Here is a 23,724-nt window from a genome sequence, read left to right on the forward strand (position 1 = left end):
GGGAGTGAGGAGGAGTGAAGGGGCAAATCAACAAAATCCGGTTAACATAATGGAGAAATTTAGCAAATAATATACCTCCCCGCGCCCCATAGCAAAGCGCAGACGCCATGAAGTTGATTACCGTTGCAGGCCCTCCGTCTTCAGGGAAGACCTCCGTGATTCTCAAAACCATTGCAGCTCTCGGACTACCCGGGGGGAGCGTGGGCGTCGTGAAGTTCGACTCGCTCACCTCCTTCGATCACCAGCGCTACGACGAACAGGGGATACCCAACCAGACCGCGTTCGCCGGCAAGATCTGTCCCGACCACTTCTTCGTCAGCAATGTTGAAGGGGCGGTCGAGTGGGGCATGAAGAAGGGGCTGTCGGTTCTCGTCACGGAGAGCGCAGGGCTCTGCAACCGGTGCTCGCCTTACGTGAACGGCATTCTGTCGGTCTGCGTGATCGACAACCTTTCCGGCGTCAATACCCCGAGGAAGATCGGGCCGATGCTGAAATACGCCGATATCGTCGTCGTCACCAAAGGGGATATCGTCTCTCAGGCGGAGCGTGAAGTCTTTGCCTTCAACGTCCACGAGGTCAATGCGGCGGCAATCGTTCTCTTCGTCAACGGCATTACCGGCCAGGGAGCGTTCATGCTCGCCCGCTACTGGCAGGACGCACTCGATATCCAGACGCTTCGCGACCGCAAACTCAGGTTCACCATGCCCGCCGCCATCTGCTCGTACTGCACCGGCGAGACCCTTATCGGGGAGCCGTATCAGATGGGGATGGTCAAAAGAGTGGGGTTTGACGACGCATGAATGCCCTCGGTTACGTTGCCGAGGTTTCGACCGTCCCAATCGGCGAGATCCTCCGCCGCTATCCTCTTGCAGTCGATTACCTTGCCAATATGCGACTCGCCGGGGTCGATGAGACCAAAACACTCCCCGAAATTCTGGAGGATGTCGATGAGGATATGCTTGAGGAGTTCGGGCTCGACCGTGAGGAGGTCATCTACCACTTCTGTGCATTCCTTGAGGCGTTTTCCCGGGCGAAGGGGTCGGATGAGGCGATCTCCTCCGTTACGATCCTCGGCGGACGGGACAAGACAGGAAGGCCGGAGATGGTCGAATTGACAATAACGCCCGGTGAGGTCGTCAGCATCGTCGGTCCCACCGGCTCGGGGAAGAGCAGACTGCTTGAAGATATAGAATGCCTCGCCCAGCGCGATACGCCGACCGCAAGGCAGATCCTCATCAACGGCTCGGTTCCCGATGCCGACAAAAGATTCGCCACCGGGGGCAAACTGGTGGCCCAGCTCTCGCAGAATATGAACTTCGTCATGGACTTAACCGTGCAGGAATTCCTGAAAATGCACGCAAAAAGCCGGATGATCCCCGATCCCGCCGCAGTTGTGGAGAAGTGTTTTGCGGTTGCCAACTCTCTTGCGGGCGAGAAATTTACGCTCGATACGAAAGTCACCCAGCTCTCCGGCGGGCAGTCGCGGTCGCTGATGATCGCCGATACCGCACTTCTGAGTTCATCCCCGATCATCCTTATCGACGAACTGGAAAATGCAGGAATCGACCGGCGGGAGGCGGTCAAGCTCCTTGTCGGCAACGAGAAGATCGTCCTCATGTCGACGCACGATCCGCTCCTCGCCCTCCGCGCAGACAAACGGATCGTCATCAGAAACGGCGGCATTGCAAAAGTGATTGAAACGACGGCGGAAGAAGAAGAGACGCTGCATAAAATCGAGGCGATCGACTCCGTCCTCCTCGATATCCGTAATCAACTCCGGGGAGGAGGGATCGTTGCAAAAGAGAGTATCCCGGAATTTCAGGAGAAATGACCTATGTGGGAGTTATACGACGCATTGATCGAAGAGATCCCGGACGATATCATCGTCGATGACATCGTCGTCGGCGGAGAGATGACGTATGTTGAGGCAAACGGCGGCATCGGTCTTGCGGCATACCGCGATTATGTCCAGCGCGCGCCGATGATGACCAAAAATCGGATTGGAATGCCGTTAAAAGAGGTCGCCGGGTGTGTGAAGTCCTGGAATCTGCGGGAAGCGTCCATCGGCCAGTCGGCGATCGATGCGTGGTACAACCACCCGGATGTCGCTCGGCGCGCAGGGATCGAGGTTCCGGAAAAGAAGCGGGTTGAGGAGCGGCTGAAAGACCCGTTCATCCGGTCCCAGAACCTCGTGAAAGGAAAGAAGGTCTGTGTCGTCGGTCATTTTCCGTTCCTTGAGAAGCTGATCGCCCCGGTCTCCGACCTGAGCATCGTTGAGTGGGACCCCGCGGAGGGGGATTACCCGTATTCCGCCTGTGAGTATCTGCTGCCGGAATGCGATTATGCGTTCCTGACCTGTGCCGCCGTCGGGGACAAGAGCATGCCGCGGCTTCTTGAACTCTCGGAGAATGCAGAAGCGGTGACGATCGTAGGTCCGGGAACTCCTCTGTCCTCGGTATTCTTCGATTACGGCGTCTCCGATCTCTCGGGTTTTGTCGTGACCGACGCTCCGCTCGCCAAAAGGATTATTGCAGGAGCGGAGAGCCAGAGGATCTTCGGGGCGGGAATGAAGGTGCAGTACCTCCGCCCCTGAGGAGATTGCGGCGCATCGTTGCCGCTCATGGACGTGCCGCCCGTACTTACCGGCAGAGGTCTATAGCGGCTGACGGGGGCGGAGACCCTCTCTTTTCGTCCGTCACATCTCGATCCGGGTCGAAACGCCGTGCATGTGGTCCGCCGGCAAACGGTAGAACTGGACGAATGTCGGCGCAAGCCGTTTGATCGTGGCGAACACCTGCCAGACCAGATGGTTGGTCACGATCTCCTCGAGCCCATAGAAGATCACTTTCTCCCGAATGTCATGTTCCCTCAGGATCGGGGTGATGTCCACGAACTCGAGGTATCCGTGCCGGATCTCAAATGTCCGGAGTCCCTCGGCCAGGTCACGCTTGAAGCCGTGCACGACCCCGAACGGCGTGTCGTCGACCACAATCGAGACCAGAATGTTATCCTGATACAGGATGTTGTTCACGAACATGGTCCGGGCGATGTACGGCGGTATCCGTTTCACGTCCCGGGCGAAAAAGAGGGCGGTACCGCTGATAGGCTCCATGGTGTCCCGGATCTTACGGTACTGACGGAGAAAATCCTTGAGCTGAACCGGCCGGAACGCACGATGGAGCCGGCGCTGGCCCGCAAGGTAGATCAGGATCACACCCATCGGCACGGCTGCGAACACAAGCGACCAGTACCCGCCGGTCACGAGCTTGCTCTGGCTCGCACCGAGGAAGAGGAAGTCGATAAGGGTGATGCCCCACGCAAGGGCTGCATGGCCGTACCGGTGCCGGTATAGGAAGATGCCGGTGATCAGGATACCGGAGATAACCATCGTTCCCGTGACGGCGAGCCCGTATGCGGACGCAAGGTGCCGGGACTCCCGGAAGAAGAGCATCACAAAGAGCACGGCGAAAAGCAGCATCCAGTTGACGCTGTTGATGTAGATCTGCGACCGTAGCGCGGTCGATGTGTATTCGACCTTCAGTGTCGGCAGGAGCCGGGTCATGATCCCCTGATAGACGATCGAGAAGATCCCGCTGATCATCGCCTGCGACGCGATCACGGTCGCGGCGATCGAGAGGAGGACGAAGGGGATGTACAGACCAGCCGAGAGGGAGAGGATCATCTCAAAGAGGATGCTCGATGCATCGGGCTGTATCAGCGCAAAAGCCCCCTGTCCCAGGTAATTGATCACGAGCGCCGGGAAGACGAAGCACCAGGCCCGACGGATCGGTTCGCGGCCGAGGTGTCCCATGTCGGCGTACAGGGCTTCGCCGCCCGTCGCACAGAGGATCACCGACGCGAGGACCAGGAAGGACTCAAGCCCGTTCGAGAAGAGGAAGTTCACCCCGATGAGTGGATTGATCGCCCAGAGGACGGTGGGCGCCTGTACGATCATGATGATGCCCGACAGAGTCAGCGCGGCAAACCAGACGACCATGAGCGGCCCGAAGGTGACCGCGACCCGATCGGTGCCCCGCCGCTGAATGGAGAAGAGTACAATGGCGATGCCGGCCGCAAGCAGGATAAGCGCGTCCGACCCCACCCCCTTGAGGCCCGGGATCAGCGGCACACCTTCGACGGCCGAGAGGATGCTGATTGCCGGGGTAATCACGCCGTCGCCGATCAGGAGCGAGACCCCGATCACGGTCAGGATCAGGAGGGCATAGCGCGACCTGGGGTGCTTCAGGAGCGGGTTCAGGAGCTCCCGCAGCACGATTGTCCCGCCCTCTCCCTTCTTTCCCAGGCTCATAGCGAGCCAGGCGTACTGGACCGAGACGATCAGGATCAGGGTCCATATGATCAGGGAAAGGACGCCGAGGACCGCGGCTTCGGTCCGGGGAATGAGGGCGAGAATCACCGTCAGAGTGTAGATGGGGCTTGTTCCGATATCACCAAAGACAAGGCCGGCTGCCTTGACTGCACCCAGAGTTCCGGTCTCCTTCCCGCCTCCAGCGGCGCCAGTTCCCCCCATACAGGAAGATGGCCGCCTGCTGCCAATAAATCTATTCAATCGCTCATTTCTTCACGCAAACAGCCGTAACTCCGTGGTACATCCCTCTGATATGCCCGGAACACCGACAGATTCCGGCGGATCATAATACCGGCAACCGCCGGCAAAAGAAAAAAAGTTTAGCCGAAGAGGGCGCCGAGACCGGCCATGCCGCTCTCCTCTTCCTCTTCCTTCTTCGCCTCTTCCTTGGCCTCGTCCGCGGCTGCGGCAGCGGGTGCGGCGGCGGCAGGGGCAGCAGCGGCTGCCGCGGGTGCGGCGGCGGCCGGAGCAACGGCGGCCTTGCTGATGGCCTCGTCGATGTTCACATCTTCGAGTGCGGCGACAAGGGCCTTCACACGGGCATCCTCGACGGCGACACCGGCCGCCTTCAGGACAGCAGTCACATTCTCTTCAGTTACATCCTTGCCTGCGTTGTGCAGGAGCAGTGCAGCATAGATATACTCCATAGTTCATTCACCTCAGATTTTGAAATACTGTTAGCCGAAGAGGGCGCCGAGACCGGCCATGCCGCTCTCTTCTTCCTCTTCCTTCTTCTCCTCTTCCGTCTCTTCTTTTTCGGGCTTTGCCTCGGCTGTTTTCTCTGTTGCCGCGGGTGCCGCCGCAACGGTTGCCGCCGAGGCGGCCTTCAGGGTCGCCTCATCGAGCTCGAACCCATGGGCCTCTGCCGCAAGCGCAACGCCCAGCATCTCCCGCTGTGCCCGCCCGATGATCAGGTCGATGATGTCCTTCTCGTAGATGCTCGCCTCGACACCCACAGTCCGGGCTTCCCGAACCGCCTTGCCGATGATGGCGCCGATGGTGAGCGGTGTCGGGATGACGGCATTGACCGAGAGGTTAAACGCCTGCTGGGCCGCAAGCACGATATTGCGGTAGTAAGCCTCTTCATCGATAACGAGGAGGTCGGGCGTAAAGACGGTGTTCTTGTAGTAAGCAGCCTGGAGGACGAGACCAACGTCCATCGGCTTGATGTCGAGCTTCACGAGAGCATCGGCAATCTTCTTGCTGATGACCTCACCCTTCTTCACGACCGTCTTCGTCTCACGAATCTTGACCTTTCCACCCTCAATGGCTGCCGGAATGCCCACCTGCTGGAGTTCGCCCACAATGGGGCCGGGCTTGAAGCTGGTCGGGCCCTTCGGGACGACGATATCCTCCGGTGCAATCTCGCCGGGCTTCGCCGCCATCTTCGTCTTGGTCTGCTCAAGCAGCTTGAAGAGTTTGAAAGGGTTCTCGTTCGTGAAGATCATGGCGCTCTGGCCTTCGGCATGTTCCCTCAGAGCCACAACGCTGCCGCCGACCTCATTTAAGGCGTGCTCGATCAGCGTGTTCCGGGCCATCTTCACCCTCGCCGTACCGCGGAGGTTCCTCCGGATATGCTGGACCTGCGAGGCGGGAATGCCGTACATGTCCACAACGCCGACGAGCGAATGCTCCCCGATACCGCGCTTGATCTCGTCCACCTCGTCCTTCTTCCACTTGGGCAGGTGGTGTGTGTAGAGTGCCATTAGATTACCCTCACTGCCGGCCCCATGGTTGTCTTCACGTAGACCGAGTGAATGTTCAGTGCCCCGCTCTCCAGGACGGACTCAACCCGCCGAAGAACCGCTTCGATGTTCTCGGCGATCTGCTCCGGTTCCATTCCGGCCGACCCAACCTTCGTGTGGAAGACTTTCTTGTCCTTCGTCCGGATCTTCACGGAACCCCTCAGACGCTGAACAATGGGCCGGATATCCATTCCCTGCGGAACCGGCATGGGCATCCTGCCCCGCGGACCGAGCCTGACACCGAGATAACGACCGACGAGAGGCATCACTGCCGTCTCTGCAAGGAAGAACTGATACTCTTCCGCCATTTTACGCGCTTCCCGGGGTTCTCCCCCGAGCCGCTCGATCTCCTCAGGTCCGATAATAAGGTCCACATTCGCCTCTTTGGCCTGTGTGGTGATGTCGCCCTTCCCGAGAACGGCGATCTTGACGTTGTCAAAACCGTTCGGGAGGAGAATCGTCTCATCGATACGATTCTTGGGCTGGGACATATCGAGATTCCTGAGGTTGACGGTGATATCCACGCTCTCCACGAACTTCCTTTCCGGAGCCTGCGAGAGGGCCGTCGTCACGGCTTTTTGTATACTGGTTTTATCGACCATCCTTTTCCTCCATAGTACGCGACCTCACGATCTTCTATGGTTGTCTGACATCTATGCGACGAGTACGCTGTCGTATGCTCCGTCGTTGATGGCCTGGATCATCTCGCGGGGGCTCTTGCCCTCGACGGTGACACCGACGCTCACGCACGTTCCAACGACCTCTTTGACCGCAGATTTCAGGTCGTACGAGAGCATGCCATCAAGTTTCATACGGGCGATACGGACAGCGGCCTCCAGCGGCAGGTTTCCCGCCACCTGAGCGCCCGGCTCTGCAGACCCCTTTTCGATACCGGCTTCTTTCATAACAAGCGCCGTCGTGGGCGGAATGCCCACTTCAATCGTGTAGTTGCGCTTATCGTCGACCGCGACCGTCACCGGCACCTGCATGCCGTTGAAATCAGCCGTCTTCTTGTTGATCTCATCGACGACAGCCTTCACGTTGATACCGAGAGGTCCGAGCGCAGGCCCGAGAGGCGGGCCTGCTGTTGCCTTGCCGCCGGGTACCAATACCTCGACCGTTTCTGTCATACAAATTCTCCAGCTTATTCCTCAGGGGAATAGTTGCCTGGGTTATCTAAGGTCATCGTAAAGAGATTTAAATATAATGCCGGACCGTGCCGCGCAAATACCGGGCCCGTCGCGCAGGCGGGCACGTCAGAATGAGGGAAACAGCATCAACACCGATGCAGCGACTCCCCGTTGCCCGGGTTAAAAAAGGGAGAAGAGAATGCGCCTAACCGCCACTCTCCGACCGCTCCACGACGCGAACGGAATCGCCGCGAACCGTGATCGGGATGGGGACCATGCTCTCGTAGAGCTCGACCGTGATCTCTTCTTTTCCGGAATCAATACGTTTGACGACCGCCTTCTCACCCTTGAACGGTCCGGCGATGATCTCGACGATGGTGCCCTCGGTGATGCCGCTGACCACCGGTTTCGGCACCAGGAAATGCTCCACCTCCGAGAGCGCAGTCGAGCCCTGCACCACCGCGCGCGCATGAGGGATCAGCTCCACCAGTTGTTCGATTCGGGCGATTGAGTCGGGACTCTCCACAAGGACGTAGCCTTTCAGTTCCTCAGGGACCATGACGGCCGTCACATGAATGTCCTTCTGCTCCCTCGTCACCTTCTCGATGTTGTCGGCAACCGTTCGTTCCTGTTTCGCGGTCGTCTTTATTGCATATACCCTGTTTCCGCTCTCAGCCATATTCATCATTTAGGCAATACCAGCATGATCTCGTATATGACAAACCCGACAAGACCGATGAGCATGATCCCGACCGCCGCCACGATGGCGATCTTCGAGAACTCGTCGCGGGTCGGCGCCCGTGCCAGTTTCAGCACGCGCCAGTACTTCTTGAAGAGCTCCTCTTCGATCTTGAACGATTTTGCGCCTTCAAATTTTTCTTTATAATCCATCATCTCGACTCACTTCAGGAAGTCAATCTCAAACTCTTTCATCATCCGTGGCATACTCTTTTCGTTTCTCCCATATATTTGTGGTGACCGGACACCGGTGACCACGAGGAGCGTCCGCATCTTGCCCTGCATCTCGGGGTCGACCTGGGCGCCCCAGATGATGCGGGCGTCGGGGTCGATGCGGTCGTAAACCTCCTGGATGACGGCCTCTGCCTCGAACATGGTCATATCGGGCCCGCCGACGACATTGACAAGTGCGGCGCTCGCCCCGCCGATGTCCACGTCGAGCAGCGGGGAGCGCAGCGCCTTCTTGACCGAGTCGGCGGCTTTGTCCTCACTGTCGCTCTCGCCCATCCCGATCATCGCCACGCCTCCCCGCTCCATGACGGTCCGGACATCAGCGAAGTCGAGGTTCACGAGCCCGGGCATCGTGATCAGTTCGGTGATGCCCTTCACCGCACGCATCAGCACCTCGTCCGAGACCTTGAAGGCGGCGTGGAGCGGGAGTCGGGGCACGACCTCGAGCAGGCGGTCGTTCGGCACGACGATAACGGTATCCGCCACCTCGCGGAGCCGCTCAAGACCGGCCTCGGCGTTCTGACCCCGGATCGCGCCTTCGGCCGTGAACGGCAGGGTAACTACCGCGATGGTAAGGGCGCCCTCCTCCCGGGCGGACTTCGCGACCACGGGTGCGGAGCCGGTACCGGTGCCGCCCCCGAGGCCGGTGGTGATGAAAACCATATCGCACCCTTCGACGGCCCGCTTGATGTCGTCCTCGTTCTCGAGGGCCGCCTCCTCGCCGACCTGGGGGATCGAACCCGCGCCAAGGCCGCGGGTCCTCTGTCTCCCGATCAGGATCCGGGTGTCCGCCCGGGTCCGGATAAGGTGCTGGGCGTCGGTGTTGAGGGCGATCAGCCGCGCTCCGTTGATACCCTCCTCCGACATCCGGGTGATCGTGTTCGAACCGCCGCCACCGCACCCGACGACCGCGATCTCAGTCCGGAGTTCCATGAGGACCTCCTCAAGCTCCTTGTCGACCTCTATGGGCTCAGAAAAGCGCTGATCCTCTCGTGCCCGTGAAAGTGCCTCTTCTACAATGGATTTCATGTATATCTCTCCAATCCCGGGATATGTATCCGCTTCACGCTGGTTGTCTGTACTGCATCGGCGGTAATCCTTCGTCCTTCGACCGTAACCGCGTTCCCACCGGCAAGCGTGGCAAAGAGCGGCCCCTTCGGAACCCCGAGCATGCGCGCTTTCCCGGGGTCGAACCGCACCTTGCAAAGGACAAGGTGATCACCGTCGATAACAGCATTTTCACAGATAAGTAAGAGTTTTACGCACAGGGTAGTTATATCTCTTGCGAGTTGGGAGGATGCATCCTCAAAGCCGATAAACGTCGGCAGTACTTCCGCCGACCCTTTTGAGAGATGGACAATCGGCAATTCATCGATGGATTCAAGAAATCTGTCTTTACTGGATTTTACGATCTCTTCAACAAGGTCCGGGGCAACGGTTACCGGGACCGGAGTTCCCTCTCCCGCGAGGCCGTGGATGTGGATGCGGGAGCCGGGAGCGATCTCTCCGGCGAGAGCTCTGACCCTGCAGTAAGTGGCCCAATCGAGACGCGAGACCTCCGGGATTTCAGACTCGGTGAGGTGAATGATCCCGGCATCGTCAAGCATCCGCTCGATCCGTTCGAATTCACCGGTCGAGAGTGCTTTTCGGTCGATGTAAGTGGCAACGGCACGGCTCGCCTCCTGCATCCGCAGGATGAGGGGCGGGGTTATGTCGCCGACCTGACGGGTCGGCACGATGTGGCCGAAAGCGCCCCGGGAAGAGAGAGCGATAGCGGTCTGCCGCATGGCGTAGTGGGTCCCACCAAAGCCGATGAGGTTGATCGTCTTCAGTGGCCGGGCGGTGAGGATGCTCTCCGCTACCGCCCTTCCTGCGACCGGGTCGGCCCATTCAGCGGCGGTGGACCCGATTTCGACGAAGAATGACGGCGTGGATAGCGCCGTCGGACCGTGGTGCGTCACTTCGTAGGAGACCCGGTAGCCCTCCGGGGCCCGGGCGGCGAGGCTACCAAGGACGGCGTGCATCCATGCCGGAGATGCCGGCGCAAGAGTCTGTGGCTCTCCGCCGAGTTCGGCGGCACCGTAGTTTCCGGTCGCGTGCACGGTCAGGGCGGGCGTCGGGTGCACGCTCGAGTGCCGGGAGAGGAAGATAATGAGATCGGCATCGACCTCTTCATCGATCCGGTCCTGATAGATCAATCTTCCCGCGATTTCGTGGAACGCCAGCGTATGCCGGTTCGCAAGCGGCCACGACCCGCCCTCCGCAAGCAGTTCCCGGAGGCGATCGCGGATGTTCACCCCCGCACAATCCTCTCTTGAGTTGATCAGCGCGATCCGCATCGGTACATACATGGGCGGGCAGGACGCTAAATGATAGTGCTTGTTGACCCGACAGTAAATCCTATCTGCCGGCAGGCAAACCATGTTGGTACTATGGACAAAGAGAAGATACGCAAAGCGTTCGAGGCGTACGGCATAGAAAACGAGATCACCTGCCCGCAGGCGTTCGAGATCTCCGGGAAGTACGACATCTCGAAGGCGGACATTGCCCGATACTGCAATCAGCGCGAACCGAGGATCAAGATCCGGGCCTGCCAGTTGGGCTGCTTCAGATGAGCCTCTTCCTTGAGGTCGTGTCCGTCAGCGAGGCCGTGGAGGCGGTGCGGAGGATCGCCCCGCTGCCCGGGTGCGAGGAGGTCCCGCTCGAAGACGCCCTCCATCGGGTTCTCGCGCGGGATGTCCGTGCCGATATCGATATCCCGGGGTTCGACCGCTCGACGGTCGACGGCTACGCACTCGCCGCTGCCGAGACCACCGGGGCCTCCGAGGCCATCCCGGCTATGCTCCAGTGCCGGGGCCGGGTCGGGATGGGAAGCGCGGATGTGGGTGAGATCTCTTCAGGGGCGTGCCGATACGTTCCCACCGGAGGGGCTCTCCCGGAGGGGGCGGACGCGGCGGTGATGATCGAGCACGCAGAGCAGATCGGGGACGACGTTCTGATACACCGCCCGGTGGCGCCCGGCGAGAACGTGGTCTTCCGGGGCGAAGACTTCGGCGCCGGGAAGGTCGCCCTGGAGCGGGGCCGTGTGCTCTCGCCCCGGGAGATCGGCGTAGCCGCGGCGGTCGGCGCCGACCGGGTATCTGTGGTGACGAGACCGAAGATCGGGATCATATCCACGGGGAACGAACTCGTCCCCGTCGTCGAGACCCCGGGGCCGGGGGAGGTGCGGGACGCAAACTCCTACCTCGCCGGCGCTTTCGTGACGGAGCGGGGGTGCCACCCGGTCTACTTCGGGATCGTCAGGGACGAGCAGGCGATGCTGAAGAGGGCAGTCTCTTCGGCGCTTGACCGGTGCGATGCGGTCCTGGTCTCGGGGGGGTCCTCGAAAGATGAGCGGGACAACACCGCCGCGGTCATCGCGGAACTCGGCGAGGTGCTGGTGCACGGGATCGCCATCGCGCCGGGAAAACCCACCATCATCGGAACGGCGGGGGGAAAACCGGTTATCGGACTCCCGGGGCACCCGGCATCGACCTATGTCGTGCTCGTCGCCGTCGTCGACCACCTGCTCGCGGCGATGCAGATGACCACCGTCTCACGGCGGACCATCCGCGCACAGCTGACAGAGAACGTTCCTTCCACCCGCGGGAGGGAGGACTACGTCCGGGTCAGCGTCAGGAACGGGAAGGCGACGCCGGTCTTCGGGAAGTCGGGGCTCCTCAACACCCTGGTGCAGAGCGGGGGGCTGGTGCAGATCCCGGCGTCGAGCGAGGGGCTCGAGGTCGGCGAAGAGGTTGAGGTGATTCTGTGGTGAAACGCTACCTCTCGGTCATCTCTCTCGCCGAAGCGCGGGAGCTCGTGGAGCGCTCCTTCCCGGCGATCCCCGGGGTCGTCCGGGTCCCGGTGACCACCGGAGCGGTCGGCAGGATCACCGCCGGGCCCATATTCGCCAGGTTCTCGGTCCCCGCCATCCACCTCTCGGCGATGGACGGGATCGCGGTAAGAAGCGCCGATACCCGCGGGGCAAGCGAGCAGCACCCGGTGACCCTCCCGGTTGCGGTGCGGGTCAACACGGGAAACATCGTCCCGCCCGGCTACGATGCGGTGGTGATGATCGAGGATGTCTGGGTTGAGGGCGAGACCTACACCATCAGAAAGCCGGTCAGCCCCTGGCAGCACATCCGCCCGGTCGGCGAGGATATCGGGGAGTCGGAGATGATCCTCCCGCAGGGCCACCGGATACGGCCGCAGGACGTGGGGGCGCTCGCAAACTACGGGGTCACCGAGGTCGCGGTCAAAAATGTCCGGGCGGGGCTGATCCCCACCGGGAGCGAACTGGTGCCGGCGGGCGAGATGCCGCCGCCCGGGAAGGTGGTGGAGAGCAACACCCTGATGGCCGCGGCGGTACTCGAGGAGGCGGGCGTGGAGGCGCACCGCTACGCAATCGTCCCGGACGACTACGACCGGATCCGGGACGCCGTCCGGCGCGGCGTCGCCGAGAACGATATCCTGTTCGTCTCGGCCGGCTCGTCCGCCGGGACCCGCGACTACACCGCCGATATCGTCCGGGACCTCGGCGAAGTGCTGGCGCACGGGGTCGCCATCAAACCCGGAAAACCGGTGATCATCGGCCGGATTGAGGGAAAACCGGTGATCGGCCTTCCCGGCTATCCCCTTGCGGCGGCAACCGTGCTCCGCGAGATCGTGCTGCCGTTCATAGCCCGCTACGGCCTTTCCGTCCCCCGGCCGGAATGCGTCGACGCCCGGCTTACCACGAGCCTGCACTCGGATATCGGGACGGACGAGTTCGTCCTCCTCTCGGTGGGGAGGATCGGCGACCGCTGGGTGGCGGTGCCCCAGTCCCGGGGCGCCGGAGTTCAGATGAGCGCGGTGCGGGCGAACGCATACCTGCAGATCCCGGCGCAGAAAGAGGGGGTCGAGGCCGGGGAGACGATGAGCGTCCGGCTCACCGTCCCCCGCGCGGAGGCGGAGGAAGCGGTGCTCATCACCGGCAGCCACGACCCGGCCCTCGACTACCTGGCCGACCTCATCCGACCGCGCGATGTCGATATCCACTCCACCCACGTCGGGAGCATGGGCGGCGTGATTGCCCTGAAGAAGCAGGAGTGCCACGCGGCCCCGATGCACCTTCTCTCCCCCGACGGCACCTACAATATCCATTACCTGGAGCGCTACCTGCCCGGCGCGGACCTCGTCCTCCTCTGCGTGGCGGAACGCCAGCAGGGGGTCATGTCCCGCGACGGGCTGACGATTGACGATCTACCCGGCCGGACGTTCATCAACCGGCAGAAGGGGTCGGGGACGCGGGTGCTCTTCGACCACGTTCTCACAAAACGCGGGATCGCACCGGCCGCCATCCCGGGCTACGACCGCGAGGCGACGACGCACCTTGCGGTGGCCCTGGCCGTCCGGACCGGGGAGGCCGATGCAGGAATGGGCGTTTACAGCGCCGCAAAGGCGCTCGGTCTCGCGTTCGTCCCGGTGGCGACGGAGCGCTACGAACTCGCGATTCACCGGGCGATGCTCGACGACCCCCGGATCGCGGCCCTCGTCGAGACTGTCTCGTCGGAGGCGTTCAAGCGGGTCCTCCGGGACCTCGGGGGCTACGAGACGGGCGAGACCGGCGTCCTGCGCGGACTGCGAGGCTGACCGCCTCCCCGGGCGTGGCGCACTCCCTCACCCCCTCTATCTTCCAGGTCAAAAGACCGTAGACCGGTTTTCCTGTCTTGAGCGCGATCGCGATCTCCGAGAGGGTGCCGTAGCCGCCCCCGACGGCGATCACCGCATCCGCCGAGTTCACGAGAACGACGTTCCTCGCGTGCCCCATGCCGGTGCGGACCACCACGTCGAGATAGGGGTTTCCGTCCCCGACATCCGGGAGGATGCCGACGGTCGCCCCCCCGCCCTCTTTTGCGCCCCTGCAGGCGGCCTCCATCACCCCGCCGAGGCCGCCGCAACAGACGGTCCCGTGGTTCCCGGCGATGAGGCGGCCGACGGCTTCTGCAAGCCCGTAGTCTTCTCCGGAGCAGTCCCCCCTCCCGATGACGGCTATCTGCATGGGGAGAGGTCGGGGGGTGAGGAGATAATGGGTTGGACGGGGGGGCGCTCCTGCCCTGCGGCCAGTCGAGAGTCGCACCTTGCGGTGCTCCTGCCCCGCCTGCCCTGCGGGGCACGCGGGGCACACACAAACACTTTGTCTCACAACAACAAATGGTACACCAGAGTGTGACTATGAGGGATATGAGGTGAAAGAAGTCACCAGCAGTTATAACCCGCGCGAGATCGAGACGCGAGTCCAGGATTACTGGAAGAGCGAAAATATCTATGCACGTGTCCAGGAGAGGAGGAAGGATGGGGAAGCGTTCTTTTTCGTCGACGGGCCGCCGTACACCACCGGCAACATTCACCTCGGCACCGCCTGGAACAAGATCATAAAAGACGCTATCCTCCGGTATCAGCGGATGCTGGGCAAAAACGTCATCGAGCGCGCCGGTTACGACATGCACGGCCTCCCCATCGAGGTGCAGGTTGAGCACCAGCTCGGGTTCACCTCGAAGAAAGATATCGAAGAGTACGGTATCGCCGCATTCATCGAACAATGCCGGACGTTTGCCCTGACGCACATGGAGATCATGAGCGACCAGTTCCGGCGGCTCGGCATCTGGCTCGACTTCGACAACCCCTACCAGACCATCAAGGAGGAGTACATCGAGTCCGCGTGGTGGGCGCTCCAGCAGGCCGACAGGCACGGGCTCCTCGAACGCGGCCACCGGGTCGTGAACTGGTGCCCCCGGTGCGAGACGGCGATCGCCGACTCCGAAGTGGACTACTGGGACGAGACCGACCCCTCCATCTTCGTCAAGTTCCCCGTCGTCGGGCGCGAAAACGAGTACCTCGTGATCTGGACGACGACGCCCTGGACCCTTCCCGCGAACGTGGCGGTGGCGGTCAACGCCGCGTTCACCTACGCGCGGGTGCGGGCGAAGAAAGACAACGGCGAGGAGGTTCTCTGGCTCGCCGAAGAACTCGTCGAACCCGTCCTGAAGATGGGCAGGTATCAGGACTACACGGTCCTCGATAAGGTCCCGGGGAGCAGCCTCGTCGGCATGGAGTACACCTCCCCGCTCGCCGGTCACGTGCCGCACCAGGCGGAGATCCGGCACCGGGTCGTGGCGGCCGACTACGTCGCGCTCGAGAACACCGGCCTCGTCCACATCGCCCCCGGCCACGGGTGGGACGACTACCTGGTCGGTATCCGGGAGGGGCTTGAGGTCTTCTGCCCGGTCGACGCCGGAGGGTGCTTCACCCCGGAGGCCGGGGCGTTTGCCGACATGTACGTCCGGGACGCAAACGATGTCGTCATCGACGCACTCGGCGGCTACCTCCTCGCCCGGAAGACGATCACCCACCGCTACGGCCACTGCTGGCGGTGCAAGGCCCCCATCATCTACCGTGCGACGGCACAGTGGTTCCTGAAGGCCACCACCGTCCGCGACCGGATGCTCGACGAGATCACGAAGGTGAAGTGGTATCCGGAATGGGCAGGAAGCGCCCGGTTCCATGACTTCGTCAAGGAGTCACGCGACTGGTGCATCTCCCGGCAGCGCTACTGGGGCATCCCCATCCCCATCTGGCACTGCCCGCAGTGCGGAGAGAAGATCGTCATCGGCACCATCGCCGAACTCGAAGAGCGGTCGGGAACGGCGATCCCCGATCCCCACCGCCCCTACGTGGATGCGGTCACCATCCCGTGCTCCTGCGGCGGAAAGATGCACCGGGTCGCCGATATCTTCGACGTCTGGTTCGACTCGGCGGTCGCGTCCTGGGCAACCCTCGGGTTCCCCCGGCGGCGCGAGGCCTTCGACCGCTACTGGCCGGCGGACTTCATCACCGAAGGACAGGACCAGACCCGGGGCTGGTTCTATTCCCAGCTCGGGGCAAGCACCATGGCGTTCTCCCGCGCTCCCTACAAAAGCGTCCTGATGCACGGGTTTGCTCTCGACGCCGATGGGCGCAAGATGAGCAAGAGCCTCGGAAACGTCGTGACGCCCGAAGAGGTGATGAACCAGTTCGGCGTCGACGTCCTCCGGTTCTACGTCCTCTGGGCAAACGCCCCCTGGGACGACCTGAAGTTCAACTGGGACGGCGTGAAGACCATTCACCGGGCGCTCAACATCCTCTGGAACGTCTACCGGTTCCCGCTCCCGTATATGGCCCTCGACTCGTTCCAGCCGGCGTCCGACGACGGCGGTCGGTGGAACGACGCGTTCGTCCGGGACAACATCGAAAAAATGCCGGAGGAAGACCGCTGGATCATCTCCCGGGTCAACTCGCTCGCCCGGTCGATAGCCGGGGATATGCAGGAGTACCTGCTCCACAGGATAACGCGGACGCTTTCCGCCTTTATCCTCGAGGACCTCTCCCGCTGGTACGTGCAGATCGTTCGGCCGCGGATGTGGCTTGAAGAGGATTCTCCGGAGAAGCGGTATGCCTACGAGGCCTCCTACTACGTCATGCGCCGCCTGATAGTGCTTCTTTCTCCGTTTACTCCTCATATAACCGAGGAGATGTACCGGAACCTCCGTCTTGCGGGAGACCCGGAGAGCGTCCATATGCTCGACTGGCCGAAGGTGGACGACCTCCTGATCGATTCGCACCTTGAGGCCGACATGGAGGTCATCCGGTCGTTCGACGACGCGGTCGCCAACGCCCGGCAGGCCGGAAAGCGGAAACTCCGCTGGCCGGTAGAAGAGGTCGTGGTAGTCACCGAAAGCGAAGACGTGAAGGCAGCCTTCCACGACCTGAACGCTCTTGCCCGGAACCGGGCGAACGCCCGGACGGTTCGGGTCGTCTACGGGACGTGGGACCGGCTCCTCTGGCAGGCAGAACCGGTGATGCGTAGTGTCGGCCCGGAGTTCGGCAGGGAGGGGCCGAAGGTCAAGGCGCTGATCGAGCGGGCGGACGGCACCGCCCTGAAGGCCACCATCGAGCGGGACGGAAAAGCCGAACTCGACGGCTACGAAGTGTCTGCACGTCACGTCGCCTTCGCGGAGGCCCTCCCCGAGGGTGTCTTCTCCGCCCCCATGAAGGACGCGACGGTCTACGTGGACGTCACCCTCACGCCGGGGCTCGAAGCCGAGGGCTATTCTCGCGAGGTCATCCGGCGAATCCAGGAGATGCGGCGCCAGCTGGACCTGAACGTCGACGACTTCATCGCCGCAGCCGTGGATATTGCCGATGGAAGGGTGGCCTCGCTCATCGGGGAAGAGGTGTGGCAGAACGAGATCGCCGGAGAGGTGCGGGCGGCAACCCTCACCGTCCGCCACGCAGACGGAAAGAAGCCGGCAGAGACCTTTGAACTCGAGAAAGACTGGGACGTGGAAGGCGTGCGGATGCAGATCGGCATCTCACGCGCCGGTGAGTGAACGGATCAGGGCGGCCCCCTCGTCCGTTGAGAAGAGAGGGGTCACCTCCGGTTCCCGGATGCAGGTCCGCTGGGCCTGCACGATCTCGCCCGTTATGGGGTTATACCCCTCTTTTATGCACTCTTCCCGGTAGAGGAGCATACCCCGCCGCTGCCAGGCAGGCGTTGCCGCCAGGTTGATGCCTCGCTCAAACATCATCTCGTGCATCGCATCGGACCGCATCCCCCGGAGTGCGGCGGCGGCCTCCCGGGGGCTCATCCCTTCGTCGACCAGCGCACTCTGGCAGTAGGCGTTGATATGGTTCCGCCACGCCTCGTTCTGCCGGGAGATGAGGTACTCGACAGCAAACTCCCCCGTTGCGGGGATTGTCCGGGCATCGAACGCAAGAGGTTCGGCGCACCTGAGTTCGATCGTGAGCCTGCTCGCCGCAATCGCGGCGGTCACGGAGTCGATCTTCTCCACCCGCCCGGAGAACGGCAGCGTCTTAAAATAGAGGCTGATCTCGTCGGAGAAGGTATAGGCGAACGCAGGAGCAAGACCGCTTTCGGTGAGGAGGTAGCGGCAGACAGCCCGCATGCTCGCGCAGAAGGCGGGGTCGAACGGTTTTTTGAAATTGAGCGTCCGGGTCAGGCGGTGAAAAGCCCGGCCGTCGAGCCTGACAAAAACAGGGGGGAAGATGGTGAGACCCGCGAAGATCTCCCGGTCTTGAATATCCATATGCTATCAGATGTATGAGGAGCCCCGGACCGGTCGGATTCGCGTTTATTCTTCTTTTTCCGGCGACCTGAAGATACCGGGGATATGGCGGACGATGACGATATCCCCGATGCTCTTTACGACCCGGAAGGGGATCTGCAGTCCCGAGTAGCCTTTTACCTCTCCGATCTCGGGGTTGAGCTCGCCGACCGCAAGGGAGTCGATCTTCTTCTGGTCGACGTCGAGCACGACATCATCGACGTTCCCGATATATACAGCCCTATCGGTATAGACACTCAGTCCGAACAGCTCTGTAATCTGTGTTCTCATCGGCATCCTCTGAAGGTATATTACTATAAATGATAAAAAGATACTCTTTTCTCATGGATGCGTCGTTGCAGATCGGAAACCTGGCCGGGATTCCGGTCAAATTGCACTGGAGTTTTCTTCTAGTGATCCCTCTCTTTGCCTGGATCATCGGGAGCCAGATCCTGCTCACGACCGAGGTGATTGCAGTCCTCTTCGATGTTCCGATCGACGTGACGCTGATCACGGCTGGGTTCAATCCCTACATCCTCGGGACCGTCGTTGCGCTCGGCCTCTTTGTCGGGGTCTTCATCCACGAGTTGGCCCACTCGCTCATCGCGAAAGCGAAGGGGATCAAGATCCACAGCATCACGCTCCTCATCCTCGGGGGGGTCTCCCAGATGGAGGAGACGATGCCGGACCCGAAGGTGGAACTCCCCATGGCGCTCGCGGGTCCGCTCATGAGCCTTGCCGTCGGGGTGATCTGCAGTGCTCTGGTCTACGTCTTCGACGCTCTCGTCCCGGACCCGGGGCTGGCCGGCGTCCTCGTCTTCACCTTCGGCTATCTCGGTCTCTTAAACGTCCTGCTCTTTGCGTTCAACCTTATCCCGGCGTTTCCCATGGACGGGGGGCGCGTGCTTCGAGCATGGCTTGCGCGAAGATTGCCGCTCTCCCAGGCAACCCGGATCGCCGCCGATGTCGGGAAGGCGTTTGCCGTCATTTTCGGGATCATCGGACTCCTGCTCCTCAACCCCATCCTGATCCTCATCGCCTTCTTCATCTACATCGGGGCAAACCAGGAGGCCACTTACCTCCGCTACAACATCCTGCTGCAGGACGTCACGGTGGCGGACGCAATGAGCAGCCCGGTCGTCACCGTAGAACCGACGATGCCGCTCCCGCAGCTGATGGATATGATGTACGAGACGAAACACCTCGGGTTTCCCGTGGTGGAACGGGGGTCGCTTGTCGGGATCGTCGCTCTCGCCGACGTCCACAAGAGTTCGCCGGTCGACCGGGAGGCGATGCAGGTGCGGGACGTCATGACCCGGACCCCGACCACCCTCTCGCCGTCGGCGCCGCTCATCGATGCGCTGAAGGTCATCTCGGGCATGAATATCGGGAGAATCCCGGTGGTCGAAGACGGCAATCTTGTCGGGATCGTCACCCGGACGGACGTGCTCCGGGTGATGGAACTGAGAGAGGAGAAGTAGGGGGTGGATAGTTCCTCTTCACTCAGTTTTGATGAGTTTTTTCCCGCTAACAACTGGATGATGCGACACGCAAATCCGTCCTTAGTTAATGTTTGTCGATGGTTGGTTGGTGTTTAAGACGTTGCGACGATGGAAACTGTTTCACCAGTTTCTAATTCGTCCAGAAATGCAAGGGTGGCGGCATCGAGGATGTTGCCGATAAGCTCTCCAATAGATTTTCCCTGGGTACAAACACAGTGATGGGAGTGTTGTCCGATGTACACTTTTAGACCGCCGAAAGTGCACAAAGTTACGCCGCCGTTGACAACGTCTGGCAGTGTTTACAGAAATACTGCTGATTCCCAGCACAATTCCTCCCATTCATAATGAGATCTTTCCCTTCCTCAAGCTGGAAGAACCGGCATCCAGAATTCTGGCAGGTCATCGTGCCGGAACTGCGGGCACGGGACATGGGCAATACTATTCTTGAGAATAAATAAAAATATGTGAATAATATGTAGAGACACTAGAAATGTGATACCAGTGATTTAATGGAGCACTACCCCGGTGTGAGAGAGAAAAACCGGGGACAGATAGTGATCTCGCGTTTCCGCTACCTTAACGTGAATTGTCCTGCTCTGCGCTTTCAGGAGAATGTCTCCGTACTGCCGTCTCTCCCACAACGTGTAAATAGCGAGCATAATGAGCATGGTCAGGAGCCCTACCATCGAACTCAGTTGCCCGTGACCGCCCCACTGCATGAGAAACAGCGCCAGTGTGACGGGGAACCAGAGCAAAACGCCAAAGAAGAGAATTTTAAGTTCAGCTGCGCCACGAGCGGCTTCGGTACCTCCTACTTTCCGCTGGTACATCAGGTAGTTCCCGGCGCAGACAAGGAACACCATGGGACCGATATAAAGCCAGTTGATGACGGGATTTTGAATGCCGCCGCCCTGATGAGGGAAGAAGATACGTTCAACGAGCAATAGAATAAGAACGATCCATGTGATTGCCAATAGTAGCCCGAGTACTGCTCCCCCTGCCCTGCTCGGTCTCTCGTTTGAATCTGTCTTCATTTGAACCGTTTTCCATTCGGTGTAATGAAATAGTTCTACGGATCGTCGGGAAGGCGTGTGTCAACAATATATGCTAAGTAGGCGTATGCTACGCCCAGCACCACTCCAAGTATGAACGTGACCTGGGAAAAACCGTGTTTCGCGCCTTCTTCCCAGATACCTATGAGCCTATAGAAAACAAACTGCAATATAATAAAACCTAAGATCGTGAATCCAATAATTATTTTTTTTCGTTTCATGGAATTCAACCCCAAAAAATGGGCTCGTATTGGTTATATAAGCACCGGCACATCGTGCGATCCCAGTCTCACGACAATCGGTTGCGGTCCCGGCATCGCCAGGTACACAGGAATGAGTGCAAGAGTCAGAGTACTGAAATACATGTCCAGACTTCCATCTAGATTCCTGTAGTACCAGGCGTTGAAGATTAACGCTCCTGCAATCGCCACGGCCAAGGCTAGTGCGGGGAGAGCAGCTAGTCCCAATATTACGGCCAGTGCCGCTCCTAGACTTTCGACTACTAAAAAACCCCCTGGTGCGATCAAATTATCCATATCGTAAGTTCCAAAGTGTATATGAAGACCGGTTGAGTCGTTCCAGTAGTACGAGTCTCTGAGGATCGGGTGTTAGCAACAGCCCCTCTGGAATCGACCTCAAATACATTAATCCTCCAGACCTCTCTTCCATCCACCTCATCCTTCCATTCCTTAACAAAGAATTTTTGGTCGGAGTCGCCTTTGTGCGGAACGGTTACATAGCTCTCCCTGGCACTCGCGGTTTCTCTGACGATCTCGACGCTTCCCAGAGCATCCTCATACACTTTCGCCTCGCTATACGCAGCCACCGCCGGCACCATCGTCACGCTCACCAGCAGTATAGCAAAGAGCGCGGAGAGTGCCCGCATTCCAATCTTTCCATTCATTTGACTTCCTCCTGTTACATCCCCGGAGGCAAAAGATGCACAACCTTAATATACATGGAATGCGAAACACTTTTTTGCCTTCGGGCCGTGGGGGGTTCACCCTATCCGTGCAAGGCCAGGTGAGCCTCCACCATGATGCGAACGCTTTTTTGAGCATCCGCAAGGGGACGTCAACGTTTTGATATTTATATTTTACGGCCACAGCGACGTACGTATCGATCGGCCATCTGCAAAAGCGGGGTAGGCCATCCTATCCTGGTGAAGTTCGGTCCCGGGCATATGGTGTCTGCCGATCAACAGGCGATCGACCGCGCCACCCGGATCAGCTCATCGCGTTCGAGCGGCCCACGTACCTGATACGTGGCATCTCCGGCTGCCCAGACGATCAGCCGTTCCTGTTCGGTCTCGTAGATCTGCCCTGCATATTCGTTGATCTCAACGACTTTCGGTTCTGTGGTAACGGTCTGATCGTCTGCATAGGGGTTGTACCCATACTTGCTCCAGGAGACTTCGAGGAGAACCGTCTCGGGGGTCCACGTCCACCCATTCTGCAGTGTACCGTCACGCACGTAGCGCAGGGTCTCGCCGATCGTTGTGCGGCGATCGTAAGGCTCCGTCTCGTTCCAGACGGTAACTATCTGGAGGCCGTAGAGGGTATACTCCCGGGAAGATACGTAGGCGGGGGGAAACTCGTGTATTCGGCGGGTTCCTCCCATCCCTCGAACCTGAAGAAGAAGGATTCCCGGAGTGACGGTACGTTATCGGAGGGGAGTTCGGTCAGGGTGTCTACAGTGGGCGGCGGTGTAACCGTTACGAGATCAACGGTCCCCGGTTAAACACACCCTGCGGTAAGGAGGATGAGCAGAAGGACGATATGACAGGGCTTCATATGATGTTCCCTTCGCAAATTTGAGTACGATGGGCTCGCATAAGAACCATACCGTTGATTGGGGTACGAGAATACATCTGCAGGTCTGTACCAGGTACTTGAGGTTGTCCCAAAACGATCTTCAAACCTTGAGGTCATCCCAAAGCGCTACGTTTGAGGGGAGGGAATACTCCCACCCCCGCGTGTACATGCTTCAACCAGGGTTACCGAAGGCGAGCTTGAAGAAGCATCAACAAAAAGAAAAATCGGAAATCCCAATTTTTCTAAAAAACCCACGAATTACTATAATTTCGACGTAATGCGGAGATTGTCCCAGAATACTGCGACCGGGAGGGGGACATCGTCGCCCTGGTCAGGCGTGGGTCCGGCTAGGGTCCCACGCCTGACCCATTCATTACAAGGGGTGGGGTTTTAGGGAACGCCGGGCCGTCAGGGCCGGCGTTGGAGCACCGCAGGTGCGACCCGGGTCTCCCGCCCCTGACCCTGTCACGACACGGGTTGCCTACACTCAGACGGCGACGCTCGGATGCACAGAGATCGTGTGTGCCGACATCTCAGGGGAAGAGGGTTGCACCCTCTCCCCCCGGCCCCCTCTCCCAACATTGCGATAGGTCTCGGTGGGGATGGACCAGCATCCTTCGCACCTGCGGTGCTCTGACTCCGGACGTTTGAAAACGCTTCGCGTTTTCTCGAGCTCCGTTCCTTACGGAACATCGCTTTCCGTCCGTCGTCCTCACCGAGCCCGGAGGCGTCGTCATCAACGTCTGTTATCCGTCTGTCTATTGGGACCCGGGGACTGCAAGGGTTCACCAGGCTCAACGGGGGGAACGGGTGGGGAATATTAGACCGTCGGTTACAATTGTCCAGGGGGAAGCGTTCCATGCGTATTAGCGAAGTACTGAGTCGGAGGTCGTCTTAATGCTCTGATGTGTGGGCACCATTGGTTCGGAGATCGTTGTGGGACAACCTCGTTTGATAATCGA

At 60.2% G+C, this 23,724-nt stretch carries 24 protein-coding genes; 8 read left to right on the forward strand and 16 right to left on the reverse strand.

Translation table 11 applies throughout. From position 1 onward, the window contains the following. Positions 1–107: 107 nt before the first annotated feature. The 3 genes from BP737_RS13160 to BP737_RS13170 are packed head-to-tail and all read left to right on the forward strand — an operon-like array spanning position 108 to position 2,593. Positions 108–800 carry a GTP-binding protein gene (locus tag BP737_RS13160; RefSeq protein ID WP_292406312.1) on the forward strand — a complete coding sequence of 231 codons (693 nt, stop codon included), beginning with the start codon at positions 108–110 and terminating at the stop codon, positions 798–800. After that, entirely contained in the window at positions 797–1,831 is a 1,035-nt protein-coding gene (locus BP737_RS13165) for an ABC transporter ATP-binding protein (protein WP_292406309.1), read from the forward strand. Before BP737_RS13160 ends, BP737_RS13165 begins: the two co-directional genes overlap by 4 nt. Positions 1,832–1,834: 3 nt before the next feature. After that, positions 1,835–2,593 carry a DUF364 domain-containing protein gene (locus BP737_RS13170; RefSeq protein WP_292406306.1) on the forward strand — a complete coding sequence of 253 codons (759 nt, stop codon included), beginning with the start codon at positions 1,835–1,837 and terminating at the stop codon, positions 2,591–2,593. Between the two features lie 102 nt (positions 2,594–2,695). Here the strand turns inward: BP737_RS13170 and BP737_RS13175 are convergent, their stop codons facing one another. From BP737_RS13175 to BP737_RS13215, 9 genes are all read right to left on the reverse strand, one after another. Then, positions 2,696–4,531 carry a KUP/HAK/KT family potassium transporter gene (locus BP737_RS13175; RefSeq protein ID WP_342686256.1) on the reverse strand — a complete coding sequence of 612 codons (1,836 nt, stop codon included), beginning with the start codon at positions 4,529–4,531 and terminating at the stop codon, positions 2,696–2,698. Between the two features lie 158 nt (positions 4,532–4,689). Further along, on the reverse strand, positions 4,690–5,016 hold the full coding sequence (rpl12p, locus tag BP737_RS13180; protein WP_342686257.1) for a 50S ribosomal protein P1: 327 nt from the start codon (positions 5,014–5,016) through the stop codon (positions 4,690–4,692). Between the two features lie 30 nt (positions 5,017–5,046). Next, complete coding sequence (locus BP737_RS13185; protein ID WP_342686258.1) at positions 5,047–6,075, reverse strand: 50S ribosomal protein L10; 1,029 nt, start codon at positions 6,073–6,075, stop codon at positions 5,047–5,049. After that, positions 6,075–6,716, reverse strand: a complete 642-nt coding sequence (locus BP737_RS13190) for a 50S ribosomal protein L1 (protein ID WP_292407352.1) — start codon at positions 6,714–6,716, stop codon at positions 6,075–6,077. The genes BP737_RS13185 and BP737_RS13190 overlap by 1 nt, the downstream gene beginning before the upstream one ends. 51 nt (positions 6,717–6,767) lie before the next feature. Continuing rightward, a complete protein-coding gene (locus tag BP737_RS13195) occupies positions 6,768–7,244 on the reverse strand; it encodes a 50S ribosomal protein L11 (RefSeq protein WP_292407349.1) in 477 nt (158 codons plus the stop codon). 205 nt (positions 7,245–7,449) lie between these two features. Continuing rightward, positions 7,450–7,923 (reverse strand): transcription elongation factor Spt5, encoded by a 474-nt coding sequence (locus BP737_RS13200; RefSeq protein WP_292407358.1) that lies wholly within the window; start codon positions 7,921–7,923, stop codon positions 7,450–7,452. Positions 7,924–7,928: 5 nt separating this feature from the next. Beyond that, positions 7,929–8,138, reverse strand: a complete 210-nt coding sequence (locus tag BP737_RS13205; RefSeq protein WP_292407346.1) for a protein translocase SEC61 complex subunit gamma — start codon at positions 8,136–8,138, stop codon at positions 7,929–7,931. Positions 8,139–8,144: 6 nt separating this feature from the next. Next, on the reverse strand, positions 8,145–9,242 hold the full coding sequence (ftsZ, locus tag BP737_RS13210; protein ID WP_292407343.1) for a cell division protein FtsZ: 1,098 nt from the start codon (positions 9,240–9,242) through the stop codon (positions 8,145–8,147). Next, entirely contained in the window at positions 9,239–10,552 is a 1,314-nt protein-coding gene (locus BP737_RS13215; RefSeq protein WP_342686259.1) for a D-aminoacyl-tRNA deacylase, read from the reverse strand. The genes ftsZ and BP737_RS13215 overlap by 4 nt, the downstream gene beginning before the upstream one ends. Before the next feature lie 93 nt (positions 10,553–10,645). On the opposite strand from BP737_RS13215, the gene BP737_RS13220 reads away from it, so the two are divergent. The 3 genes from BP737_RS13220 to BP737_RS13230 are packed head-to-tail and all read left to right on the forward strand — an operon-like array spanning position 10,646 to position 13,883. Then, on the forward strand, positions 10,646–10,828 hold the full coding sequence (locus BP737_RS13220; protein WP_292407337.1) for a hypothetical protein: 183 nt from the start codon (positions 10,646–10,648) through the stop codon (positions 10,826–10,828). Beyond that, the gene (glp, locus tag BP737_RS13225; RefSeq protein ID WP_292407335.1) at positions 10,825–12,027 is read left to right on the forward strand and encodes a gephyrin-like molybdotransferase Glp; all 1,203 of its coding nucleotides are present in this window, start codon (positions 10,825–10,827) and stop codon (positions 12,025–12,027) included. The genes BP737_RS13220 and glp overlap by 4 nt, the downstream gene beginning before the upstream one ends. Beyond that, positions 12,021–13,883: a molybdopterin biosynthesis protein gene (locus tag BP737_RS13230; RefSeq protein WP_292407332.1), complete on the forward strand. Its 1,863-nt coding sequence runs from the start codon at positions 12,021–12,023 to the stop codon at positions 13,881–13,883. Before glp ends, BP737_RS13230 begins: the two co-directional genes overlap by 7 nt. Here BP737_RS13230 and BP737_RS13235 read toward each other — a convergent pair. Then, a complete protein-coding gene (locus BP737_RS13235) occupies positions 13,810–14,292 on the reverse strand; it encodes a TIGR00725 family protein (protein ID WP_292407302.1) in 483 nt (160 codons plus the stop codon). The genes BP737_RS13230 and BP737_RS13235 overlap by 74 nt on opposite strands. 187 nt (positions 14,293–14,479) lie before the next feature. On the opposite strand from BP737_RS13235, the gene ileS reads away from it, so the two are divergent. Further along, complete coding sequence (ileS, locus tag BP737_RS13240; RefSeq protein WP_292407297.1) at positions 14,480–17,659, forward strand: isoleucine--tRNA ligase; 3,180 nt, start codon at positions 14,480–14,482, stop codon at positions 17,657–17,659. Here the strand turns inward: ileS and BP737_RS13245 are convergent. Next, positions 17,642–18,376, reverse strand: a complete 735-nt coding sequence (locus BP737_RS13245) for a tRNA(His) guanylyltransferase Thg1 family protein (RefSeq protein WP_292407293.1) — start codon at positions 18,374–18,376, stop codon at positions 17,642–17,644. The genes ileS and BP737_RS13245 overlap by 18 nt on opposite strands. Positions 18,377–18,421: 45 nt before the next feature. Further along, complete coding sequence (locus BP737_RS13250) at positions 18,422–18,685, reverse strand: PRC-barrel domain-containing protein (protein WP_292407290.1); 264 nt, start codon at positions 18,683–18,685, stop codon at positions 18,422–18,424. Positions 18,686–18,738: 53 nt separating this feature from the next. Between BP737_RS13250 and BP737_RS13255 the strand changes: the two genes are divergently transcribed. Beyond that, positions 18,739–19,875: a CBS domain-containing protein gene (locus BP737_RS13255; protein ID WP_292407286.1), complete on the forward strand. Its 1,137-nt coding sequence runs from the start codon at positions 18,739–18,741 to the stop codon at positions 19,873–19,875. 527 nt (positions 19,876–20,402) lie between these two features. On the opposite strand, the gene BP737_RS13260 is transcribed toward BP737_RS13255, so the two are convergent. The 4 genes from BP737_RS13260 to BP737_RS13275 form a co-directional block, all read right to left on the reverse strand. Beyond that, the gene (locus BP737_RS13260; RefSeq protein WP_292407283.1) at positions 20,403–20,930 is read right to left on the reverse strand and encodes a hypothetical protein; all 528 of its coding nucleotides are present in this window, start codon (positions 20,928–20,930) and stop codon (positions 20,403–20,405) included. Between the two features lie 35 nt (positions 20,931–20,965). Beyond that, the gene (locus BP737_RS13265) at positions 20,966–21,169 is read right to left on the reverse strand and encodes a hypothetical protein (protein ID WP_292407280.1); all 204 of its coding nucleotides are present in this window, start codon (positions 21,167–21,169) and stop codon (positions 20,966–20,968) included. Positions 21,170–21,471: 302 nt separating this feature from the next. Continuing rightward, on the reverse strand, positions 21,472–21,852 hold the full coding sequence (locus tag BP737_RS13270; protein ID WP_292407277.1) for a hypothetical protein: 381 nt from the start codon (positions 21,850–21,852) through the stop codon (positions 21,472–21,474). A gap of 293 nt (positions 21,853–22,145) precedes the next feature. Beyond that, positions 22,146–22,568, reverse strand: a complete 423-nt coding sequence (locus BP737_RS13275; RefSeq protein ID WP_292407274.1) for a DUF4367 domain-containing protein — start codon at positions 22,566–22,568, stop codon at positions 22,146–22,148. Between the last annotated feature and the right edge of the window lie 1,156 nt (positions 22,569–23,724).

Origin of the sequence: Methanoculleus sp. UBA291 (assembly GCF_002499755.1) — an archaeon.
GTDB classification, from domain to species: domain Archaea; phylum Halobacteriota; class Methanomicrobia; order Methanomicrobiales; family Methanoculleaceae; genus Methanoculleus; species Methanoculleus palmolei.